This window comes from Streptomyces marianii, from assembly GCF_005795905.1.
GTDB classification, from domain to species: domain Bacteria; phylum Actinomycetota; class Actinomycetes; order Streptomycetales; family Streptomycetaceae; genus Streptomyces; species Streptomyces marianii.
The window spans coordinates 1694585-1715330 of the sequence record NZ_VAWE01000001.1 but is presented as its reverse complement, the minus strand read 5'-3'; the positions used below and the strand labels follow the sequence as shown (position 1 = coordinate 1715330).

Annotated in this window: 13 protein-coding genes; 7 read left to right on the top strand and 6 right to left on the bottom strand. The window is 73.9% G+C overall.

Annotation, left to right across the window (positions count from 1 at the left end):
* The first annotated feature begins 4 nt into the window (after positions 1-4).
* The 5 genes from FEF34_RS07595 to FEF34_RS07575 all read left to right on the top strand — a co-directional run bounded on the left by FEF34_RS07595 (position 5) and on the right by FEF34_RS07575 (position 8708).
* On the top strand, positions 5-2413 hold the full coding sequence (locus tag FEF34_RS07595; RefSeq protein ID WP_138052447.1) for a xanthine dehydrogenase family protein molybdopterin-binding subunit: 2409 nt from the start codon (positions 5-7) through the stop codon (positions 2411-2413).
* 317 nt (positions 2414-2730) lie between these two features.
* Positions 2731-4194: an NCS2 family permease gene (locus FEF34_RS07590; RefSeq protein WP_138052446.1), complete on the top strand. Its 1464-nt coding sequence runs from the start codon at positions 2731-2733 to the stop codon at positions 4192-4194.
* Between the two features lie 45 nt (positions 4195-4239).
* Positions 4240-5391 carry an XdhC family protein gene (locus FEF34_RS07585; RefSeq protein ID WP_138052445.1) on the top strand — a complete coding sequence of 384 codons (1152 nt, stop codon included), beginning with the start codon at positions 4240-4242 and terminating at the stop codon, positions 5389-5391.
* A 133-nt stretch (positions 5392-5524) separates the two neighbouring features.
* On the top strand, positions 5525-8062 hold the full coding sequence (locus FEF34_RS07580; protein ID WP_138052444.1) for an FHA domain-containing protein: 2538 nt from the start codon (positions 5525-5527) through the stop codon (positions 8060-8062).
* Between the two features lie 10 nt (positions 8063-8072).
* Positions 8073-8708, top strand: coding sequence for an SH3 domain-containing protein (locus FEF34_RS07575; RefSeq protein ID WP_138052443.1), 636 nt, complete (start codon positions 8073-8075; stop codon positions 8706-8708).
* A 330-nt stretch (positions 8709-9038) separates the two neighbouring features.
* Here the strand turns inward: FEF34_RS07575 and FEF34_RS07570 are convergent, their stop codons facing one another.
* On the bottom strand, positions 9039-10313 hold the full coding sequence (locus FEF34_RS07570; RefSeq protein WP_138052442.1) for a streptophobe family protein: 1275 nt from the start codon (positions 10311-10313) through the stop codon (positions 9039-9041).
* Between the two features lie 178 nt (positions 10314-10491).
* On the opposite strand from FEF34_RS07570, the gene FEF34_RS07565 reads away from it, so the two are divergent.
* Positions 10492-11781 carry a DUF6777 domain-containing protein gene (locus FEF34_RS07565; protein WP_138052441.1) on the top strand — a complete coding sequence of 430 codons (1290 nt, stop codon included), beginning with the start codon at positions 10492-10494 and terminating at the stop codon, positions 11779-11781.
* 658 nt (positions 11782-12439) lie between these two features.
* On the opposite strand, the gene FEF34_RS07560 is transcribed toward FEF34_RS07565, so the two are convergent.
* From FEF34_RS07560 to FEF34_RS07540, 5 genes are all read right to left on the bottom strand, one after another.
* Entirely contained in the window at positions 12440-14113 is a 1674-nt protein-coding gene (locus FEF34_RS07560) for a SpoIIE family protein phosphatase (RefSeq protein ID WP_138052440.1), read from the bottom strand.
* Positions 14114-14469: 356 nt separating this feature from the next.
* Positions 14470-15897, bottom strand: a complete 1428-nt coding sequence (locus tag FEF34_RS07555; RefSeq protein ID WP_456114791.1) for an IS1182 family transposase — start codon at positions 15895-15897, stop codon at positions 14470-14472.
* A 130-nt stretch (positions 15898-16027) separates the two neighbouring features.
* Positions 16028-16666 (bottom strand): flavin reductase family protein, encoded by a 639-nt coding sequence (locus FEF34_RS07550; RefSeq protein ID WP_138051936.1) that lies wholly within the window; start codon positions 16664-16666, stop codon positions 16028-16030.
* 398 nt (positions 16667-17064) lie between these two features.
* Complete coding sequence (locus FEF34_RS07545; RefSeq protein WP_138052439.1) at positions 17065-19254, bottom strand: FUSC family protein; 2190 nt, start codon at positions 19252-19254, stop codon at positions 17065-17067.
* On the bottom strand, positions 19251-19445 hold the full coding sequence (locus tag FEF34_RS07540) for a hypothetical protein (RefSeq protein ID WP_138052438.1): 195 nt from the start codon (positions 19443-19445) through the stop codon (positions 19251-19253). Before FEF34_RS07540 ends, FEF34_RS07545 begins: the two co-directional genes overlap by 4 nt.
* A 340-nt stretch (positions 19446-19785) precedes the next feature.
* Between FEF34_RS07540 and FEF34_RS07535 the strand changes: the two genes are divergently transcribed.
* Positions 19786-20703 carry a DMT family transporter gene (locus FEF34_RS07535; protein ID WP_138052437.1) on the top strand — a complete coding sequence of 306 codons (918 nt, stop codon included), beginning with the start codon at positions 19786-19788 and terminating at the stop codon, positions 20701-20703.
* Positions 20704-20746: the final 43 nt, after the last annotated feature.

The following is a 20746-nucleotide window of genomic DNA, read 5'->3' as shown; positions in this document are numbered from 1 at the left end:
CACCATGGCGCTCGACCCCCGAGTCACCACCACCCCGGCCGGTACTCCCACCAAGGTCACCCAGGGCTCGCAGACCAAGGGCGGCATCGGAGAGTCCACGCTCCGCCCCGACGGCACCCTCAAGGTCACCGGCGAGTTCGCCTACTCCTCGGACATGTGGCACGAGGACATGCTGTGGGGCCAGACGCTGCGTTCCACCGTCGCGCACGCCGAGATCCGGTCGATCGACATCTCCGAGGCCCTGGCCGTCCCCGGCGTCCACGCGGTCCTCACCTACGACGACCTGCCCACGGAGATGAAGAACTACGGCCTGGAGATCCAGGACACGCCGGTCCTCGCGCACGGGAAGGTCCGCCACCACGGCGAGCCGGTGGCCCTCGTCGCCGCCGACCACCCGGAGACCGCCCGCCGCGCCGCCGCCAAGATCAGGATCGACTACGCCGAACTGCCGCTGATCACCGACGAGGAGTCGGCGACGGCCCCCGGCGCGGTCCTGGTCCACGAGAACCGCGACGACCACCACATCGGCCACGTCCCGCACCCGAACATCGTGCACCGCCAGCCCATCGTCCGCGGCGACGCGGCCCTGGCCCGCGAGCGCGCCGACGTGATCGTCGAGGGCGAGTACGTCTTCGGCATGCAGGACCAGGCCTTCCTCGGTCCCGAGTCCGGCCTCGCCGTGCCCGCCGAGGACGGCGGTGTCGACCTGTACGTCGCCACCCAGTGGCTGCACTCCGACCTCCGCCAGATCGCCCCCGTCCTCGGCCTGCCCGAGGAGAAGGTGCGGATGACGCTCTCCGGTGTCGGCGGGGCCTTCGGCGGCCGCGAGGACATCTCCATGCAGATCCACGCCTGCCTCCTCGCGCTGCGCACCGGCAAGCCCGTGAAGATGGTCTACAACCGGTTCGAGTCCTTCTTCGGCCATGTGCACCGGCACCCGGCGAAGCTGTACTACGAACACGGCGCCACCAGGGACGGCAAGCTCACGCACCTGAAGTGCCGGATCGTCCTGGACGGCGGCGCGTACGCCTCGGCCTCCCCGGCCGTCGTCGGCAACGCCGCGTCGCTGTCGGTCGGCCCGTACGTCGTCGACGACGTCGACATCGAGGCCGTCGCGCTCTACACCAACAACCCGCCGTGCGGTGCGATGCGCGGCTTCGGAGCGGTGCAGGCGTGCTTCGCCTACGAGGCGCAGATGGACAAGCTGGCGGCGAAGCTGGGCATGGACCCGGTGGAGTTCCGGCAGCTCAACGCCATGGAGCAGGGCACGATCATGCCGACCGGGCAGCCGGTCGACTCGCCGGCGCCGGTCGCGGAGCTGCTGCGCCGGATCAAGGCGCGCCCGATGCCGCCGGAGCGCCAGTGGGAGGTCGCGGGCGGCGAGGCCGATGTGCGCGCCCTGCCCGGCGGACTGTCCAACACCACCCACGGCGAGGGCGTCGTCCGCGGTGTCGGCTACGCGGTCGGCATCAAGAACGTCGGCTTCTCCGAGGGCTTCGACGACTACTCGACCGCCAAGGTGCGGGTGGAGGTCGTCGGCGGAGTGCCGGTCGCCACCGTGCACACGGCGATGGCCGAGGTCGGCCAGGGCGGTGTCACCGTCCACGCCCAGATCGCCCGCACCGAGCTGGGCGTGACCCAGGTGACCATCCACCCGGCCGACACCCAGGTCGGCTCGGCCGGCTCCACCTCCGCCTCCCGGCAGACGTACGTCACGGGCGGCGCGGTGAAGAACTCCTGCGAGCTGGTCCGCGAGAAGGTCCTGGAGATCGGCCGGCGCAGGTTCGGCTCCCATCATCCGGCCTGGGCCACCGCCGAACTGCTGCTCGAAGGCGGCAAGGTCGTCACCGACGGCGGCGAGGTCCTCGCCGACCTGGTCGATGTGCTGGAGGACGAGGCCGTCGAGGTGGAGGCCGAGTGGCGGCACCGCCCGACCGAGGCCTTCGACCTGCGCACCGGCCAGGGCAACGGCCATGTCCAGTACTCGTTCGCGGCGCACCGCGCCGTCGTCGAGGTGGACACGGAGCTGGGCCTGGTGAAGGTCGTCGAGCTGGCCTGCGCACAGGACGTCGGCAAGGCGCTGAACCCGCTGTCCGTCGTCGGGCAGATCCAGGGCGGCACCACCCAGGGTCTGGGAGTGGCCGTCATGGAGGAGATCATCGTCGACCCGAAGACCGCGAAGGTGCGCAACCCCTCCTTCACGGACTACCTGATCCCCACCATCCTCGACACGCCGACGATCCCGGTCGACGTGCTCGAACTCGCCGACGAGCACGCCCCGTACGGGCTCCGCGGCATCGGCGAGGCCCCGACCCTGTCCTCCACGCCGGCCGTCCTCGCGGCGATCCGCGACGCGACGGGCCTGGAACTCAACAGGACGCCGGTACGCCCGGAGCACCTGACCGGCACCTGAGCCGCGCGGGTTCCGGGGGACCACCGTCCCCCGGGCCCCGGGGCCACCCCGCCCGGGACGCCTCCGGCCCCCTTCCGAGGGGGACCGTGCTTCCGGGGATCCGTCCCGGGCCGCCGGACACCGAACGCGGTGGTGCCGGCACCAGCAGCACCCGAAGAACTGCGGACCGGCGCCCCCACGGGGTTCCCGTCCCGCAGACCGTTCGTCTCGGGCCGTCCCCCGGGTCGTGCAGCCAGCGCAAGATCCCAAATCCCGCAGCCCGAGCCAGTTCTCGGATGCGACGCGGGTGCCCCTGTGAACCTTGGGAGTAGGCAACCATGACCCAGTCGTCAGTGGAGCCGAGGACCACCGCTGAGGACGCCGGCCCCGGCTCGCGCGTCCCCGCCGGACGGTCCTGGCTCGACCGGTACTTTCACATTTCCGAACGAGGATCGACGGTCGCGCGCGAAGTGCGCGGCGGCATCACCACCTTCATGGCGATGGCGTACATCCTCCTGCTCAACCCGCTGATCCTCAACGGCAAGGACGTCGCCGGCAACGTCCTGAGCCAACCGGGCCTCATCACTGCGACTGCCTTCGCGGCCGCGGCGACCACCCTGCTGATGGGCTTCTTCGGCAAGGTGCCGCTCGCCCTCGCGGCCGGTCTGAGCGTCTCCGGCGTCCTCGCCTCGCAGGTCGTCCCCCAGATGACCTGGCCGCAGGCGATGGCCATGTGCGTGATGTACGGCGTGGTGATCTGCCTGCTGGTGGTGACCGGGCTGCGCGAGCTGATCATGAACTCGATCCCGCTCGCGCTCAAGCACGCCATCACCATGGGCATCGGTCTGTTCATCGCGCTGATCGGCCTGGTCAAGGCCGGGTTCGTCGGTAAGGGCGCGGAGTTCGGGCCGCCCGTCACGCTCGGTGCCGGCGGTGAGCTCGCCGGCTGGCCGGTGCTGATCTTCTGCTTCACCCTGCTGCTGATCTTCATGCTGCAGGCCCGTGCGATACCCGGCGCCATCCTCATCGGCATCGTCGTCGGCACCGTCGTCGCGGTTGCCGTCCACAACATCGCCGGTCTCGACGCCAAGGCGTGGAACATGGCCCCGCCGGAGCTCGCCGGCGGCGCCGTCTCCATGCCCGACTTCTCGCTCTTCGGGCAGGTCGAGTTCGGCGGCTGGGGCGACGTCGGCGCGATCACCGTCGGATTCATCGTCTTCACCCTGGTGCTCGCGGGCTTCTTCGACGCCATGGCCACCATCATCGGCGTCGGCACGGAGGCCAAGCTGGCCGACGAGCGCGGCCGGATGCCGGGTCTGTCGAAGGCGCTGTTCATCGACGGTGCCGGCGGTGCGATCGGCGGTGTCTCGGGCGGCTCGGGCCAGACCGTGTTCGTCGAGTCCGCCACCGGCGTCGGCGAGGGCGCGCGGACCGGCCTCGCCTCGGTCGTCACCGGGCTGTTCTTCGCGGCCTGCCTCTTCTTCACCCCGCTCACCGCGATCGTGCCGCCCCAGGTCGCCTCCGCGGCCCTGGTCGTCATCGGCGCGATGATGATGCAGAACGCCAGGCACGTGGACTGGGGCGACCGCTCCGTCGCCATCCCGGTCTTCCTCACCGTCGTGCTGATGCCGTTCACGTACAGCATCACCCCCGGTGTCGCCGCCGGCGTCATCTCGTACGTCGCCATCAAGGCCGCCCAGGGCAGGGCCCGGGAGGTGGGCGGCTTCATGTGGGGCCTGACCGCGATCTTCATCGTGTTCTTCGCCCTGAACCCGATCGAAGGCTGGCTGGGCGTCCACTGATCCCGGCCGCGCCCTCCACGCGTCCACGACCCTGAGGAGACCGACATGCTGGACATCGCCGACGAGCTGAGCCGGTGGGTCGGGCAAGGACGTGACTTCGCCGTCGCCACCGTGGTGGCCGTCGGCGGCAGCGCGCCCCGCCAGCCCGGTGCCGCGCTCGCCGTCGACAGCGACGGCACGGCGATCGGGTCGGTCTCCGGGGGATGCGTGGAGGGCGCCGTCTACGACCTGTGCGTGCAGGCGCTCGAGGACGGCCGGACCGTCCTGGAGCGCTTCGGCTACAGCGACGACGACGCCTTCGCCGTGGGGCTGACCTGCGGCGGGATCATCGATGTCCTCGTCACACCGGTCCGCGCGGACTCCCCGTCCCGGGGCGTCGTGGCGGCGGCGCTGACCGCCGCCGCACGAGGGGAGGCCGCGGCGGTCGCCCGGATCACCGACGGGCCCGGAGAGCTGATGGGCCGCGCGCTCCTCGTCCGTGCCGACGGCTCGTACGAAGGCACCCTCGGCGGGCACCCCGAGCTCGACCGCACCGCCGCCGGCGAGGCCCGCGCCCTGCTGGACGCGGGGCGCACCGGCACCGCCGGCATCGGCGAGGACGGTTCGCGCTGCGGGCGTCCGCTCACCCTGCTCGTCGAGTCCAGCGTTCCCGCCCCCCGGATGATCGTCTTCGGGGCCATCGACTTCGCCTCCGCCCTCGTCCGGGTCGGCAAGTTCCTCGGGTACCACGTCACCGTGTGCGACGCCCGCCCGGTCTTCGCGACAAAGGCCCGCTTCCCCGAAGCGGACGAGATCGTCGTCGAATGGCCGCACCGCTACCTGGAGTCGACCGGTGTCGACGGCCGCACGGTGCTGTGCGTCCTCACCCATGACGCCAAGTTCGACGTACCGCTGCTGGAACGGGCGCTGCGGCTGCCCGTCGCCTACGTCGGCGCGATGGGATCGCGCCGCACCCACGAGGACCGCAACGCCCGGCTGCGCGAGGCGGGCGTCGGTGAACTCGAACTCGCCCGGCTGCGCTCGCCGATCGGCCTCGACCTGGGAGCCCGTACGCCCGAGGAGACGGCGGTCTCCATCGCCGCGGAGATCGTCGCAGGACGGCGCGGCGGCACCGGCGTGCCCCTGGCGGGCGCCCACACGCCGATCCATCACGACGGCCCACGCGTACCGGCCCGGACCGTCGGGTCCGTCGCCTGAGGCGAGTCCCGCGGGGCGGTCCGCGGCTCCCACCCCGGCGGCCCGTCCCGGAGTCCTCTCCCCGTCCCGCTCCCGGCGGCCGTCCGGCTCCGGTGACCGGGCGGACATACAGGGCGAAAGTTAAAATCGTCGCATGGCTGAGCGGCCCGCTGCGCCGACCGCGCCCGAGCTGGTCATCGAAACCGACGGGGGCTCGACGCTCATGAGCCCGGGCCGGGTGTACCACGTCGGGCGGGACCCCCTGAGCGACATCGTCCTGGACGACGCCCGGGTGTCCTGGCACCACGCGGTCCTGAGGACCGTCGCGGACCACTGGACCGTCGAGGACGAGAACAGCACGAACGGCACGTACACCGAGGGCCGCCGCGTCCACGAGTGGGGTGTGGGGCCGGGCAGCGTCATCCGGTTCGGCAATCCGCAGGACGGCCCGCGCGCCGTGCTCGTGGGCACGGCGGCCGAGCCCGAGGCGCCGGCGGCGGTCCGCCCCCGGGCCGGGGCCCCGCGTCCGGAGCGGCCGTCACCCGCGGCACCGGTGTCCGGAACCGCCTCCCCCGGCCCGCGAGAGCGGAAAGCGCCCTCTCCCGCGCCCCCTGAGCCGGGGGTCCCCGCTTCCGGCGCCCGCGAGCCCGCCGCCCGGCGGGAACCGCAGGCCCGGCCTGCGGAGATCTCGCCGTCCGCCGCGGCGGGAACCGCCGCCACGAGCACGTTCCGGCAGCCCACGACCGTACGCCCGCTGCCCACCCGCACGGTCCGCATCGGCCGCGCCGCCGACAACGACATCGTCATCGACGACCTCATCGTCTCCCGCCGGCACGCCGAACTCCGCGCCCACCTGGACGGCCGCTACGAGATCGTCGACCTCGGCAGCCACAACGGCACCTACCTCAACGGCCAGCCGGTGACCCAGGCCGCGATCTCGGAGGGGGACACCGTAGGCATCGGGCACTCCGCCTTCCGTCTCGTCGGCGACGAACTGCAGGAGTTCGTGGACTCCGGCGAGATCTCGCTCGACGTGCAGGACCTCGCCGTCACGGTGGACGAGGGCCGCAAGGTACTCCTCGACCACGTGTCCTTCCCGGTCGGCGAGAAGTGCCTGCTCGCCGTGGTGGGACCCAGCGGCGCCGGCAAGTCGACCCTCCTGAACGCGCTCACCGGGCTCCGCCCCGCCGAGCACGGCACCGTCGTCTACGACGGGCGCGACCTGTACCGCGACTACGCCGAACTCCGCCGCCGCATCGGGCTCGTACCGCAGGACGACATCCTGCATGTCCAGCTCACCGTGCGCCGGGCCCTCGGCTACGCCGCCGAACTGCGCTTCCCCGAGGACACGGCGCCCGCGGAGCGTGAGGCGAGGGTCGAGGAGGTCATCCGCGAACTGGGCTTGGAGCAGCGCGCCGACCAGCCCATCCACAGTCTCTCCGGCGGCCAGCGCAAGCGCGTCAGCGTCGCGCTGGAGCTGCTGACGAAGCCGTCCCTGCTGTTCCTCGACGAGCCCACCTCGGGCCTGGACCCGGGCATGGACCGCTCGGTGATGCACATGCTGCGCGGACTCGCCGACGACGGCCGCACGGTCATCGTGGTTACCCACAGCGTGCTCAACCTCGATGTGTGCGACCGGCTCCTGGTCCTGGCGCCGGGAGGCCGGATCGCCTACTTCGGGGCTCCCGAGGACGCCCTGGAGTTCTTCGGCTTCGACCAGTGGCCGGAGGCGTTCGAGGCCTTCGAGAACGACCGCGACCGCGACTGGGCGGGGGACTACCGGGTGTCGTCGCAGCACCGCCAGTACATCGCGCTCAGCCCCCAGCCGCGCGCCGCGCCGGACCGCCGGCCGGTGGCGGCGGCGCCACCGCCCAAGTCCCAGAGCTGGTTCGGGCAGTTGGGCACCCTGGTCCGCCGCTACGTCTCCGTGCTGAGCGCGGACCGCACCTTCATCGTCATCATGATCGCGCTGCCCTTCGGGATGGGCGTCATGGCCCGGGCCCTGGCGGGGAGCAGGTTCACGCTGGACACCGCCATGGACGCCCTGCTCGTGCTCTGCGTCGGCGGGGTGCTGACGGGCGCGGCGAACGCGGTGCGCGAGCTGGTCAAGGAGCGCGTGATCTACCGGCGGGAACGGGCGGTCGGCCTGTCCAGATCCGCCTATCTGACGTCCAAGGTCGTGGTGCTCGGCTCGATCACGGTCGTCCAGGCGGTCGTCCTCACCCTCGTGGGCCTCGCCGGCGTGGATCTGAACGCGCCCGGCGGCGAGGGCGTGCTCCTGCCCCCGCTGCTCGAGATCACCCTGGCCGTGGCGCTGCTGTCGTTCACGTCGATGATGCTCGGCCTCGTGATCTCCGCGCTGGTTCCCAAGGAGGAGGTCACCATGCCGCTGCTGGTGCTCCTCACCATGGTCCAGATCGTCTTCTGCGGCGCCCTGCTGAAGCTCGACGGCGTGCTGGGCATGGAGCAGCTGGGCTGGCTGGTGCCCGCACGGTGGGCGTTCGCGGCGATGGCGAGCACGGTCGACCTCGCCCGGATCGTGCCCGGCAAGGACACCGCCGATCCGCTCTTCGACCACTCCGCCGCGGTGTGGCTCACGAACATGGGCGTGATGGTGCTGCTCAGCGTGGCGCTCTGGTTCGTCGTCGCGATGCTGCTGCGGCGGCACGAGCCCGCGGTCATGCGGAAGTGACGGGGTACCGATGACCGAACCCACCGCCGTCCCGGGCTTCAGCCCGACGCACGTCGTCCCCGGTGACGGCATGCCCACCTGGCAGGCCCCCGACGTGAGCAGCCCCAGCGTGCCCCTCGACCCGTTCCTGCCGGTCGAACTCGTCGACCGGCGCGGCGACTGGGCGCGGGTCATGTGCGCCAACGGATGGTCGGCCTGGGTCGACGGGCGGCTGCTCGTCGCCGTCCCGCAGGCTCCGCCGTCGGCCGGGCAGCCGCTGGACCGCACCTCTGATCCGCAGCCGCTGCTCGCCCGCGCGGAGGAAGCGCTCTCCGAGTACCGACGGGCCGCGGACGCACTCGCCGCGGGCAGCGCCGACCGCGAGACGTTCCGAAGGCGCACCCGGGGGATGCGGCTGGGGATGGTCGTGGACGGGGAGACGCTCTGGCTGTACGACGCGGAGCACGAGCGGTGGGTGTACTGCGACGGCGCCCGGCTGGCCCCGTTCGCCGTCGCCGCGCCTCCGCCGTCGCCGCGCGAGTCGCCGTCGCAGCCGTCGCAGCAGTCCCAGCCGCCCCGGCGCACCACCGCGCCCGGGCGGTCCGCGGCTCCGGCGCCACCGACGCAGATCACCGAGACCGGCCGCCGGCGGGGCACGTCCGGCTGACGCCGAGGCGGGTCCGCCCGCTCTCCCGGCCCGGCTGCGGGCCGCCACCCTCGGTTCCCGGGTCCGTGCCTGTTCCCGTCGGTTCCCGGGTCGGTGTGCCGGCACTTTCGGTTCCCGGGTCCGTGCCTGTTCCCGTCGGTCTCCGGGTCGGTGTGCCGGCATCCTCGGTTCCCGGGTCCGTGCCTGTTCCCGTCGGTTCCCGGGTCGGTGTGCCGGCATCCTCGGTTCCCGGGTCCGTGCCTGTTCCCGTCGGTCTCCGGGTCGGTGTGCCGGCATCCTCGGTCCCCGGGCCCGCGCCGGTCCCCGCGCGATCCGTCCGGCTGCGACCGCTCAGCCGTCCACCTTGCCGCGGCGCCGTACCGGTGCCGCCAGCAGGGAGCCGAGCAGGCCGGCGACGAGGCCCCAGCAGAGGCCGATGCCCACCGCCGCCCACAGCCTGGGCTCCAGCGACACCTCCCCGCCGAGCCCCCCGAGGTCGCCGACGCCGAGCAGCGAGAGGCCGTAGCGCGCGGCGACCCGGCCGGTGAGACACACGAAGAGCACCGTGAGGGCCAGGGCCGCGCCCATCCGCAGCGCGTGCTGCCAGGGCCTGGTCCGGGTCGGGGAGCGTGCCGCCATGAGGAAGGCCGCAGCGGGCACCAGCACCGCCGCGACGACCACCAGCCACCACGCCCGCCCGTCCTGCTCGGCCAGCGTGGCCACGTTCAGCGTCGAGCGGTCCTCGCCGCGCAGCACCGTGTCCAGCACCTGCGGCATCGGCAGTCCGAACGGCCCCTCGACCTTGCCCTCCCAGCTGGCGCCGAGGCCGAGGGTGAGCGCCGGCCAGGCGAGGTTGGGCAGACCGAGCAGGATCACCGCGAAGGTACGCCCGGGGTGTCCCTGGGTCACCGCGACCACGATGCCGGCGCACAGCCCGACGGCCACGTACGCGAGCAGCAGCCACACCATCGCGTACGCGGCGGGACGCACCGCCTCCTGGAACGGCACCAGCCGCGGGGGCAGCGGAGCCCGGCGCGACACGATCAGGGCCAGGGCTGTCACCCCGATCAGCCACAGCAGCCCGTAGAGCAGGGTTGTCCCGAGCTCCGCGCGGAAGCCGAGCCGGGGGGTGGCGTCCAGGAACTCGCCGATGTCGGACAGCGGGGAGTCCTCCCCGAGCGGGATCCGGAACGTCTTGCGCGCCATGGCGGTGAGGCCGGCGAGGGCCGCCAACCACAGGACCGCCAGTCGGGCGAACCGGCCGAGCAGTTCGCGGGTCCCGGCCACGGCGCGGTGCCGCAGCGGACGTAGGAACGCCGTCGCGGTCACCAGCGCCCCCACGAGGCTCACGGACAGCGGCATCACCGTGAGTTCGGCCTGGGACTGCGCCAGGAACCCCGCGTCCCCGGCGAGTGCCACCTCACCGCCGGCCGCCAGGACCACCACCGCGGCCACGACCTGCGGGAACGCGCCGTCAGGGAGGTCCGTCGCGCCCGCCGCCCACAGACCCGCGGCGGCCACGACGAGCATCGCGGCGAAGCCCGCCACGACCGCCACCAGCGCGTCGCGCCAGTCGCGCAGGCCGTGCGCGCCGCCGCGCCGGGGGGTGGGGGGCTGCTGGCTCACGGTGCCACCGTAAGCAGCGGGGACCCCCGCCGCCCGCCCGGCTGGTCCGACCGGTTCGGCTTGCGGGCCCCGCCGCGGCCGCGCACACAATTGGGGAAAGGCACTCTCGATCTCCGGCACGGCCGGTGGAACCGGGACCCTCCGGGGAACGGACGTCCCGGTCTGGGAAGTAGGGCCCGTGAGCGCGCAACCGCCGTCGGGGCGACCCGCAGGACCTCCCTCCGGCCCGCTCTCGGGCGGGGAGGCGACACCTCCACCACCTCCGCCCGCGCCTCCCGGCGGCGGACCGTCCGGCCCCGCGGGCGGCGGTCCGGGCGGTTCGGGCCCCTGGTGGCGCTCGGTCCCGCGGATCGCCGTGCTCACCGCAGCCGTCGTCGTGGCCGCCGCGCTCGCCGTCGTCCTCACCCGGCCCGGCGGCACGGGCGGGGCCGGCACCGAGATCCAGCTCCAGGCCGCGTCCGCGACCGGCCCCGAGCCCTTCACCCGGTCGACGGCGAAGGTCCCCGGGACCCCGCAGCCGCGTGCCAAACTGCCCGCCTCGCCGGCGAGCCCGTCCCCGGCCGGCGCCAACGTCACGCGGGGAGTGGACGGTGCGACGCCCGGCCTCTACGGCGGTACGGAGAAGACCGCCAGCTGCGACACCGAGCAGCAGATCCGGCTCCTCGCCGACCAGCCGGACCGGAACCGGGCCTTCGCCTCGGCCATCGGGCTCGCGCCGGCCGCCGTCCCCGCGTACCTGCGCTCCCTGACCCCCGTGACCCTGCGGATGGACACCCGGGTCACCAACCACGGCTTCACGGACGGCGCGGCCCGCCCGTACCAGGCCGTCCTGCAGACCGGCACCGCCGTTCTCGTCGACGACCGCGGTGTGCCCCGCGTGCGCTGCGCCTGCGGGAACCCGCTGCTGCCGCCGGTCTTCGTCCGCGGCCCCGCGGAGCGCAGGGGGGACGCCTGGCCCGGCTACAACCCGGCCGAGACCGTGGCCGTCACCCCGGCGCCGCGGCCCGTCGAGGTCTTCGTCGTGTACGACCCCGCGGAGCGCGACTACTTCGCCCGGGAGAGGGGTGACGACGGGGCGAAGGACAAACCGGCCCCACCGCCGCAGGACCCGTCGACCCCGGTCCTCGTCCCGCCCGAGGAGGCGACCGCCAGCCCGTCCGACGAGGCGTCCGGGAGCCCGGAGCGGGAGCGCCCCGGATCAGGCACGTCGCCGCCGGGCTCGGCAACCGACGGCACCGCCACGCCCGGGCCGCGCAGCCCGGGGGAGGAGACCGCGCCGGGCCGGCCCCCGGAGGAGACCACCGTCAGCGAGCCGCCCGCGGAGCCGCCGACCGGCCCCGCGTCCGAGGAACCGCCCGCGCCGCCACCGGCGACGCCGGAGAGCGTCCCCGGCAACCCGCCACCGACCTCGGGCCCGCCGCCCCAGGACGAGGCACCCGTCCCGACGTCGCCGGCCCGGGCGCCCTGACACCACGGCGGCTCCGGGTGAGGCGGACCGGAGGCGGCGGACGGCCCCTCCGCCGCGCCCGTGTCCGCGCTTGCCCGTCTGCCCCGCGTCCGCGCCCGCTCACCCTGTCCGCGCCCGCCCTGCCTCGTCCGTACCCGCGCCTGCCCTGCCCGTCCGCGCCCGTCCGCGCCTGCCCACCCTGCCCGCGCCCGTCCGCGTCCGCTTCGTCCGTACCCGCGCCCGCCCTGCCTCGTCCGTACCCGCGCCCGCCCACCCTGCCCGCGTCCGCCCGTGTCCGCCCGTGTCCGCCTCGTCCGTACCCGCGCCTGCCCTGCCCGTCCGCGCCCGTACCCGCCGAGCCTGCCCTGCCCGTCCCTCCCTTGCCCGTCTTGCTCGGACCTGGCCCCGGACCTGGCCCCGGACCTGCCGTGCGGGCGCGAACCCGCGCCCGCAGGGCAGGCTTCGCGGCGCCCGCCGGCATGACGGACGAGGTCGAGGCGCAACGCCGGTGCGCTGAGTCTGCCCCCGCCCGACGGCAGGGACCCTGAAGACGCCCCTGACGGCGGGACCGCCCAGGGCGTTCGCCCAGCCCCGGAAGCGTGTCGCGCTCTCCGCGCCGGTCCTGGGCGGCGGCGCGGGCGCGCGAAACGCTCCCGCCGGCCGTTCCCGGGCGACGCGGTCAGCGCGCCCCGCCCAGGAACGGCTGCTCCTCCGCCGGGTGCGGGCGGCGCGGGCGGATACGGGCCGCGAGCAGCGCCACGTCGTCCTCCGCGTGCTCGGCGTCCAGCTCCCGGACCACCGAGTCGACCATCTCGTCCACCGTGGCCGTGCAGGGCAGCCGCACCCGGACCAGCCTCCGCAGCGAGTCGTCGATGTCCTCGCCGCGCCGCTCGACCAGGCCGTCGGTGTACAGCAGCAGCGTGTCGTCCGGCGTCAGCGACCGGGTGACCAGCTCGTAGCCGCCGACACCGGTGCCGAGCGGGGGTCCGGCGGGTACGTCCACGAGCTCGGCGTGCCCGTCGGCGGTGAACACCACGGGCGACAGGTGACCGGCGCTCGCGAAGGAACCGAGCCCGCGCGCAGGGTCGACCCGGACCAGCAGGCACGTCGCCGGCCGGGTCATGGTCTCGGATACGGCGATGTCCAGCTGCCGCAGCACCCGGTGCGGCGGCAGATCGGCGGCGGCCACGTCGCGCAGCATCGACCGGTACGTGTTCATCTCGACGGCCGCCTCCACGCCGTGCCCCATGACGTCGCCCATGACGAGAAGGGTGCGGCCGTAGTGGAGGCGTACGGTCTCGAACCAGTCGCCGCCCACGATGTTGAGGCTGCCCGCCGGCAGATAGCGGGTCGCGAACCGCAGATTGGGGTGCGGCTTGCCAGGCTCGGTCAGCAGGGCCCGCTGGAGCTCCACGGCCTTGCCCTGCTCGGCGGCGAACGCCCGGGCGTGCACGACGCCGACCGCCGCGCGCCGCGCCGCGTGCCGGGCGACGGTGATGTCGTGGCCGGTGAACGCCGCGCCGGTACGGGCCAGCAGCGTCAGGCCCAGGACGTGCCCGCCCGGTCCGCCGCCGTCCGGCGGCCCGATCAGCGGGACGGCGAGCACCGCGGCCCGCGCGGCGGCGTCGTACTCCGCCGCCGGCAGCCCGGACTCGACGGCGCGCGCGGCGGACTCCGCCCGCGGCCGGAGCCGGTCGCCGTCGGCGAGCAGTTCCACCGCCCCGGACCCGGCGGCGCGGCGCATCATCGCAGGGGAGGGCCGCCGCGGGGGCGGCGCGCCGCTCTTCGCAGGTGGCGGGAGCAGTTCCACGGCGGCGGCCTCCGCGATCCACGAGCCCAGGAACTCCGCCAGTTCGCGGCAGGTGGCGGCCTCGTCGAGGGAGGTGCCGATCCGCTCGACGGCCTCGTCCGCCGCGGCGAGGCGGGCGTCCGCCCGGGCCAGTTCCTCCTCGAGCCGGGGCGCGGAGGACTCGGCCACCACGCACATCAGCCCGGTGACGGTGCCCTCGTTCTCCAGCCGGAGGCAGGTGGTGTGGAAGCGCCCGCCGGGACCGGTGACCCGGGTGCGGGGGACGCCGTCGGCGAGCACCTCGGCCGGCAGTCCGGTGGGGGTGCCCAGGTACTGCTCCGCGGCGGGGCTCGGCAGCCGGCCGCCGGCACCGGCCGCGGACTCCCCGGTGATCCGGCAGAAGGCGGGGTTGGCGTAGCGGTAGCGCAGATCGGCGTCCAGGACCGCGACCCCGGCCGCGCTGTCCCACAGGTCCCGGCCCCCGGGCAGAGCAGGGGGCTCGTCGGCGTCTGCGGTGGGGAGCCCGTGACGGCCCTGGAGCCGGTCCCATGGGCCGGTAGCCACACCCTCACCTCCTCCCCCGCGGGGCGGTGACCCCAGCTTCCTCCACAGCCTCCCCGCGCGCATCAGCGGGCGGGGAGCCCCGGGCCGGCCCAGGGAAGCGGACCGCCCGGGAGGGGCCGTCCGGCCCGGCCCGGTCCGCCGCCGTCCGGTTCGGCGTGACCGGCGGTCCGTGGGAGCCGCCCGGGGGAGGCCCGCAGGCCGGCCAACACGCCCTAGGAGCGTGGGTCAGTAACGAGCAAGCGGCTCGGCTTCTGTGGTCGGCGGATCGGTTGCGGAGGGCCTGTCGGGGTCTGTGGGGCTTCGGTGGGGGTCTGCCAGGTGCAGGGCTCGTGGTGTGGCCGGGGAGGCCTGGTGGGTTACCCGGTCAGGCCGGCGAGCCCGGCGGTCCCGGCGTGTCGGAAGATCTTGCGAAGGTTGTGGCAGGCCGCCAGCAGTCGCCATTCACCACGGGCACCGTCCTCGCCGCGCAGGAGGAGCTGGCGGCCGTCCTGGCAAGTCATGATCTGTCCGAAGACGGGTTCGACGATGGCCTTGCGGCGGCTGTAGGCGGCCTTGCCCGGCTTGGTCCGCAGCTTGTGGGCCATGCGCTCTTTGAGTGTGGCGTCCTTGGGTATGCGTCCGCGCGGTGCGGGCGGGACCTGCTCGTCGTGGGTCAGCCGGCCGGTGGCCATGAAGGTGTCGGTGCCGCAGGCCAGATGGCGCTCTCGCGCTGCTTCGAGGTTGGTCTCGGAGCAGTAGCCGGCGTCGACCAGGGCCTGCTTGGGATGAACGCCGGTGTTGGCGGCGGACTGGTCGAGCATCGTGGTGTAGTTCAGCGCATCCGAAGGGTTTGTCGTCACGTCGGCGGCGGTGATGACCTGGTGTTCTTCGTCGACGACGGCTTGGGCGTTGTAGGCCTGGATGTAGGCGCCGTCGCTGTTCTTCATGATCCGCGAGTCGGGGTCGGTGAAGTTGGCCTGCGCCTTCGGCTTGGGGCGTGCCGCCTTGGCGGCCTTCTCCCCGGCGCTGGTGACGGCCTGCCCGTCGTGGATGTCGGCGCGCTCTTGACGGCGGCGTTCCTTGTCCTCGGCATGCTTGCGGGCCTTGTCAGCGGCCTCGGCCTCAATCTGCGTGCGGGCGGCCTGCAGCTTCGCCAGGCGCTTCTCACGCCGGTCCAGTTCGGCGGGCAGGTCCGTCTCCTTGCCGTCCACGCCGAAGGCGTGGTCCTCGGCTTCATCGATGGCCTCCGCGTCGGCCAGCAGGGCCTGGGCCTGTGCCTCCAGCTGTGCGATCTCGGCCTCGATGCGTTCTTCCTTGTCGACCAGGCGACCGTAGCTCATCGCCTTGTGCTTGGAGGCGCTGGCCTCAAGTTTCGTGCCGTCCAGCGCGACGCGTCCCATCTTGACCATGCCGAGCTTGGTCGCGAGGTGCAGCGACTGGGCGAACAGACCGGCGAGCGCATCGAGGTGGCGGCGGCGAAACCGGGCGATCGAGCGGAAGTCCGGTTCCTGGCCGGCGGCCAGGAACCGGAACGCGACGTCGTCGGCCAGGCGGCGCTCGATCGCCCGTGAGGAGCGCACCCCGGTGGTGTATCCGTAGATCAGCAGCCGCACCATCAGCCGCGGGTCGTAGGGCGGGTAGCCGCGCTTTTCGGTGTAGTCCGCCAGGACCGGCCCGAGGTCGAGCACCTCGTCGACCAGGTCGGCGACGAACCGGGCCAGGTGGTCCTCGGGCAGCCAGTCGTCCAGCGACGGCGGCAACAGCAGGACCTGGCGTGGGTCGAACGCCCGGAACGTCTTGTTCACCGCGGTCGGACGGCCCTGCGGCCGTTTCTTACCGACCGGCTCGACCTCGAACAGCCCATCCCCATCACGCATACCGAGATCATCCCGCATGAATGGTCACGAGATATGGATGAGGGCGCCGGATGCCTGTTCAGGCGGTCGCCGACCGGAGCTGGTGGGGCATGCTCCAGCCCTCGGCGAGTCTCGACGGGTGAACGTTGCGTCCCCCGCCGAAGAACTCGCAGAACTTCATGATCAGAGGGTCCCAGCCGAGCGGGTCCACGTAGTGCGTCCCCGGGATGACCAGGTTTTCCTCGACATGGGCGCGAAGGACCTCGACCTCGAAGGCGGTGGCATGCGGTTCGGGACCGCCGAAAGGATGGGCCGCGACGACCCTGCATTCCATCTGGACCGGGCATTCCGCAACCCTGGGGGCCCGGACCAGATCCGATGCCTGCTCGGTCAACTGCGCGGTCGAGAACTTGTCCGGCTCGTACCGGTAGCCCTGCTTCGCCTTGTAGTCCGGCATGGCCGGCTTCCCGGTGGTGAGCGCGATCCGGTCGACGGCATCGACCATCGCCGACGAGGGCAGATTGAGCACGCATTCGCCTTCCCGCAGCAGGTTCGCGGTGGTCTGGGCGTTGTTGCCGAGACCGAGCATGCAGGACTGGTCCAGCCACCACGCTGAGGACATCGGCGCGAGGTTCGCAGTGCCGTCCTCGTTGAGTGAGCTGATCAGCACCACCGGAGTTCCGAAGTACAAGACCTTGAGCCCGGGGACGACGTGCATGCGCTGTGCCTTTCGCGGAGTGCCAGACGGACAGGTCCGCGATCAGGAACACGAACCGTCGCCGACTCTCTCGCGAGCGAGACGCCAACTCTGGCGGCAATACGACATCAAGTTTCGGGCGAGCAGAGCAGTCGCCCGATGACAGGCCCGGCGTTGATTACTGGGACACGCTCCTAGCCGCAGGGCCCCGGGCGGGCGGCGGCGCCCCCCGCCGCCCCGCCGTCGCGGCTCCGTCCCGTCCGGGGACACGGCGAACGGGGCGCAGCAGGGTCCGCTGCATCGCCTCCGCGACCACGTCGACGGCCACCGCGGCCAGCGGCAGCCACCACACCCACCCACGGCAGGGGACGGGGGCCGCAGCGCGGTGCGGAGGCTCCGGCCGGACATGGGCGCGCGCCCTACCTTCCGGGCCCGTCGGGACCGGACACCGAGCCCGGGGACCCCGGCTCCGAGGTGCCGGGTGCCGCCCGGCGGACCGAGTCGGGCAGCTGGGCCTCGATCCGGGCGAGCTGGTCCTCGAGGCTGCGCAACCACACGTCGAGGTCGACCAGCGCCGGCAGCGGCGGCCCGGGCGGCGGGGAGGAGTCCGGCCGGGTCCCGACGGGCGGCGGCCGCTCACCGGTGCACAGGGCGGAGAGCCTGTCGGTGCACCGCGCCAGCGCCCGGGCGTCCGCGCGGGCCCGGTCGGCGGCTTCCGGGGGCAGGGCGTGTGCGGGTATGTCGAAACGCGGCAGCCAGTGGGCGCCGAGCAGGATCTGGTTGGCCGCGATCAGCACGCCGTGCCAGTCGGCCAGGACGGGCCTGCTCCCCGCCGGCTCGCTGCGGAACTGGGCGTAGGCGGACTCGGCGAGGGTCAGCCGGTGCAGCGCGGGGCGCGTCGGCGGGGGAGGGACCGAGCCCGGCGGCGAGGCCGTCAGAACGGCGACGGTGCCCCTGATCAGCGGTCCGCACTCCCGCAGCAGCCCCGCCATGGTTCTGCGCACCTCCCGCCGGGCGCCGGCGGGCCAGGCGAGCATCGCGCACAGCAGACCGATGGCGCTCCCGGTCACCACGTCCACGATCCGCGCCTCGGCCAGGCGCCAGGACACCGGCGCGATCTGGGCGAACGCGGTGGCCACCACCAGTGTGAACAGCCCCTGTGCCCAGGCGATGCCGAGCAGCGGCGCGAGCGCGAACGCGATCAGCATGCCCGGCGCGAGGAGCACGGCGTACGCCTCGGTGTGCTGCCCGAGGCCGATGAGCAGGGCGCCCGCCGCGACGGCCCCGACCAGGTTGCCGGCGACCGCCTTGCGGATGGCCGCCCAGGCCTGGCCGACGGTGGTCCGGCTCAGCGTCAGCACCGCCAGCAGCACCCAGAAGCCGTGGGTCAGTTCCAGCGAACCGGCGACGAACCGGGCGGCCGCGAGGGCCAGCGCGATCCGTACCGCGTTCTGGAACTGCACCGAGCGGAGCGTCATGTTGCCGGTGACCCGGCGGATCCACAACTGCGGGGTGGATGCCTCGGCGTACCAGAACAGCTCCCGGGGCTTGATCGGCGGGGTGCGCCGCCCGTCGAGGCCGACCCGTACGGAGATCTCCAGGATCCGCACCGACTCGGCGACCGCCAGCAGCGCCGCCTGCCGGCGCAGCACCGGCACCGGGGGGACGTCGGCCGCCGGCCCCGTCGCCTGCCGGACGCGCGTCTGCTGGAAGGCGTCGATCGCCCCGTCCATCCGCTGCGGGCCGGGGGCGGGCCGCCCCGCCCGCAGGGCGGCGGCGGTCTCGTCGCACACGGCCCTCAACCGAGACAGCAGCGAGCCGGACGCCGAGTCGGTGCGTTCCGCGCCGCGCGCACCGGCCTCGGCACCGTCCCGGACGAGCCGGCGCAGTTCCCCGGTCTCGGTCTGATGGGCCAGCTGCTCCAGCAGCCGCCGGGCGGCGGACCCGGCCTGGGACAGTCCGCGCACCGCACGGCCCGGGCCCGCCGGGCGCTCCGCGGGCGGGAACTTCGACAGCCGCAGGCGCGAGCCGGCGGCCCGCAGCTCCTCGGGGGAGGGGCTGACGCGTCCGGCCATGGTGTCGCCGGCCGTGGCCACGGCCTCCGCGAGGGTCGACCGGTACGTCGGGCCCGCCTGCCGCGGCAGCAGGAACAGCTCGCACAGCGCCAGCACCACCACCCCGAAGGTGAGTCCGGCGAGCCGCAGCCACAGGGTCTGCGGCTCGTACGGCGGGAAGCAGGCCAGGATGTAGAAGAGCTGGAGTCCCGGCGCGGCGCCCGCCGGCCGCGGCCCCGCGATGGCCGCGAAGGCGAGGAGGAAGCCCACGACGAGCATCCCGAGCACCGCCGCCCAGGTCGCCACCGCCAGCACGGTTCCCAGTGCCACCAGCACCAGGCCCACCGGCAGTGCCTTCAGCATCACCGCGGCCCGCTGCCGCCCGGACCCGGGGATCGAGGACAGCAGACCGAGGGCGATCGGCCCGAACAGCGCGTACAGCGCCAGCTCCGGATCGTGGAGCCCGTACAGGAACGGGTAGAAGCCCGCGGACGCGGCGAGGGACACCCGCAGCGACCGATGGAGGATCTCCGTCCGTTCCGCCCCGCTCTTCACGGCAGGCCCCTGCCGCGTGTCCCGCCCGAGCCGGGCGACGGGACCCTGCCGAGGACCGCGAGCCCGTGCCGTACGGCCACCGGAACCACGGACGCCGCCGGGACGGGCCGGACGCGGAACAGGCGGAACAGGGCGATCGCGACCGCGATGAAGGCCCCCGTCCGCGCGGCCGGCGAAGACTCAGCGCGCATGAGCACGTTCCTCTCGGGCCGACGCCGCCGCGGCGTCGTGGGCGGGCCGGACAGCGACCCGCTGCCCATTGTCGGCCGCCCCCGAACGGACCGCAGCCCGGCGGAGTCCGCGGCGACGGCGGCACTGCGGACCCCGCGGGGAGGGCTGCGCGGCGTTCAGCTGCGGCGGGCGGGCCGGAGGACCCGTGGCGGGCGGACGGGTGGACCTCGCGCTGAGGCCGGCCCCGGCCACCCCGTTCGGACCGCAGCCCGGTCCTCCCCGATCGCGGCGGGACCCGCGCCGGGGTCACGATGGCAGGAACCACAGCGGCCACGGGGGCGGAGGCGGGAGGAACGTACGGTGCAGGCACTCCTGGTGCCGGTGGGCTTCGCCCTCGCCTCGGCGCTCAGCAACGCCGTCGCCACCGTGCTGCAGCGCCAGGAAGCCCTCAAGGTGCCCAGCTCCAGCGGCTTCCGGCCCGGGCTGATGCTCGATCTGCTGCGCCGCCCCCTCTGGCTGGCCGGGATCGCCGCCGTTCTCGTGGCGGGGGTGTGCCAGGCGCTGGCGCTGAACACGGGGCCGCTGGCGATCGTCCAGCCTCTGTTCGTCCTCGAACTGCCGCTCGCACTCATCGTCGCCTCGTTCGTGATGCGCAGTCATCTGCCCCCGGTCGGCTGGGGAGCCGTGGGCCTCGTCGTGGTGGGGCTGGGCATCGCCCTGGCCGCGGCGTCCCCCACCGGCAACCGCACTCAGGTACCCCTGGACCGCTGGTTGCCCGCGCTCACCCTCTGCGGGGGAGCGGTCGTCACGCTGTCGGCCGTGGCCCTGAGACGGCCCGTGGGGCGCACCCGCGCCGCCCTTCTCGGCACGGCCACCGCCATCAGCTACTCCCTCACCGCGGCCCTCATGAAGTCGGCGACCCACATCCTCGAGGACGAGGGAGCCGTGGCCTTCTTCACCTCCTGGGAGGTGTACGCCTTCGCGGCCGCCGGCGGCACCGCGCTGTTCCTGCTGGAGAACGCCCTGCAGGCGGGCCCGCTGGTCGCCTCCCAACCCGCGCTCACCCTCGGCGACGCCACCCTGAGCCTCCTGCTCGGCGTCACCCTGTACGAGGAGCACGTGCGCACCGGCTGGTGGCTGCTGCCGGAGCTGCTGGGGTTCGCGCTGATCACCGTCGGCGTCTTCACCCTCGCCCGGATCCCCCTCGCGGAGTCGCTCGTGGCCCCGGACCAGACCCCCGATGCCGCCCCTCCCCAGGCCGGACAGACCCTGCCCTGAGCCCGCCCCGCCGACTGCACCACGGGCGGCCGCCGAAGAACCG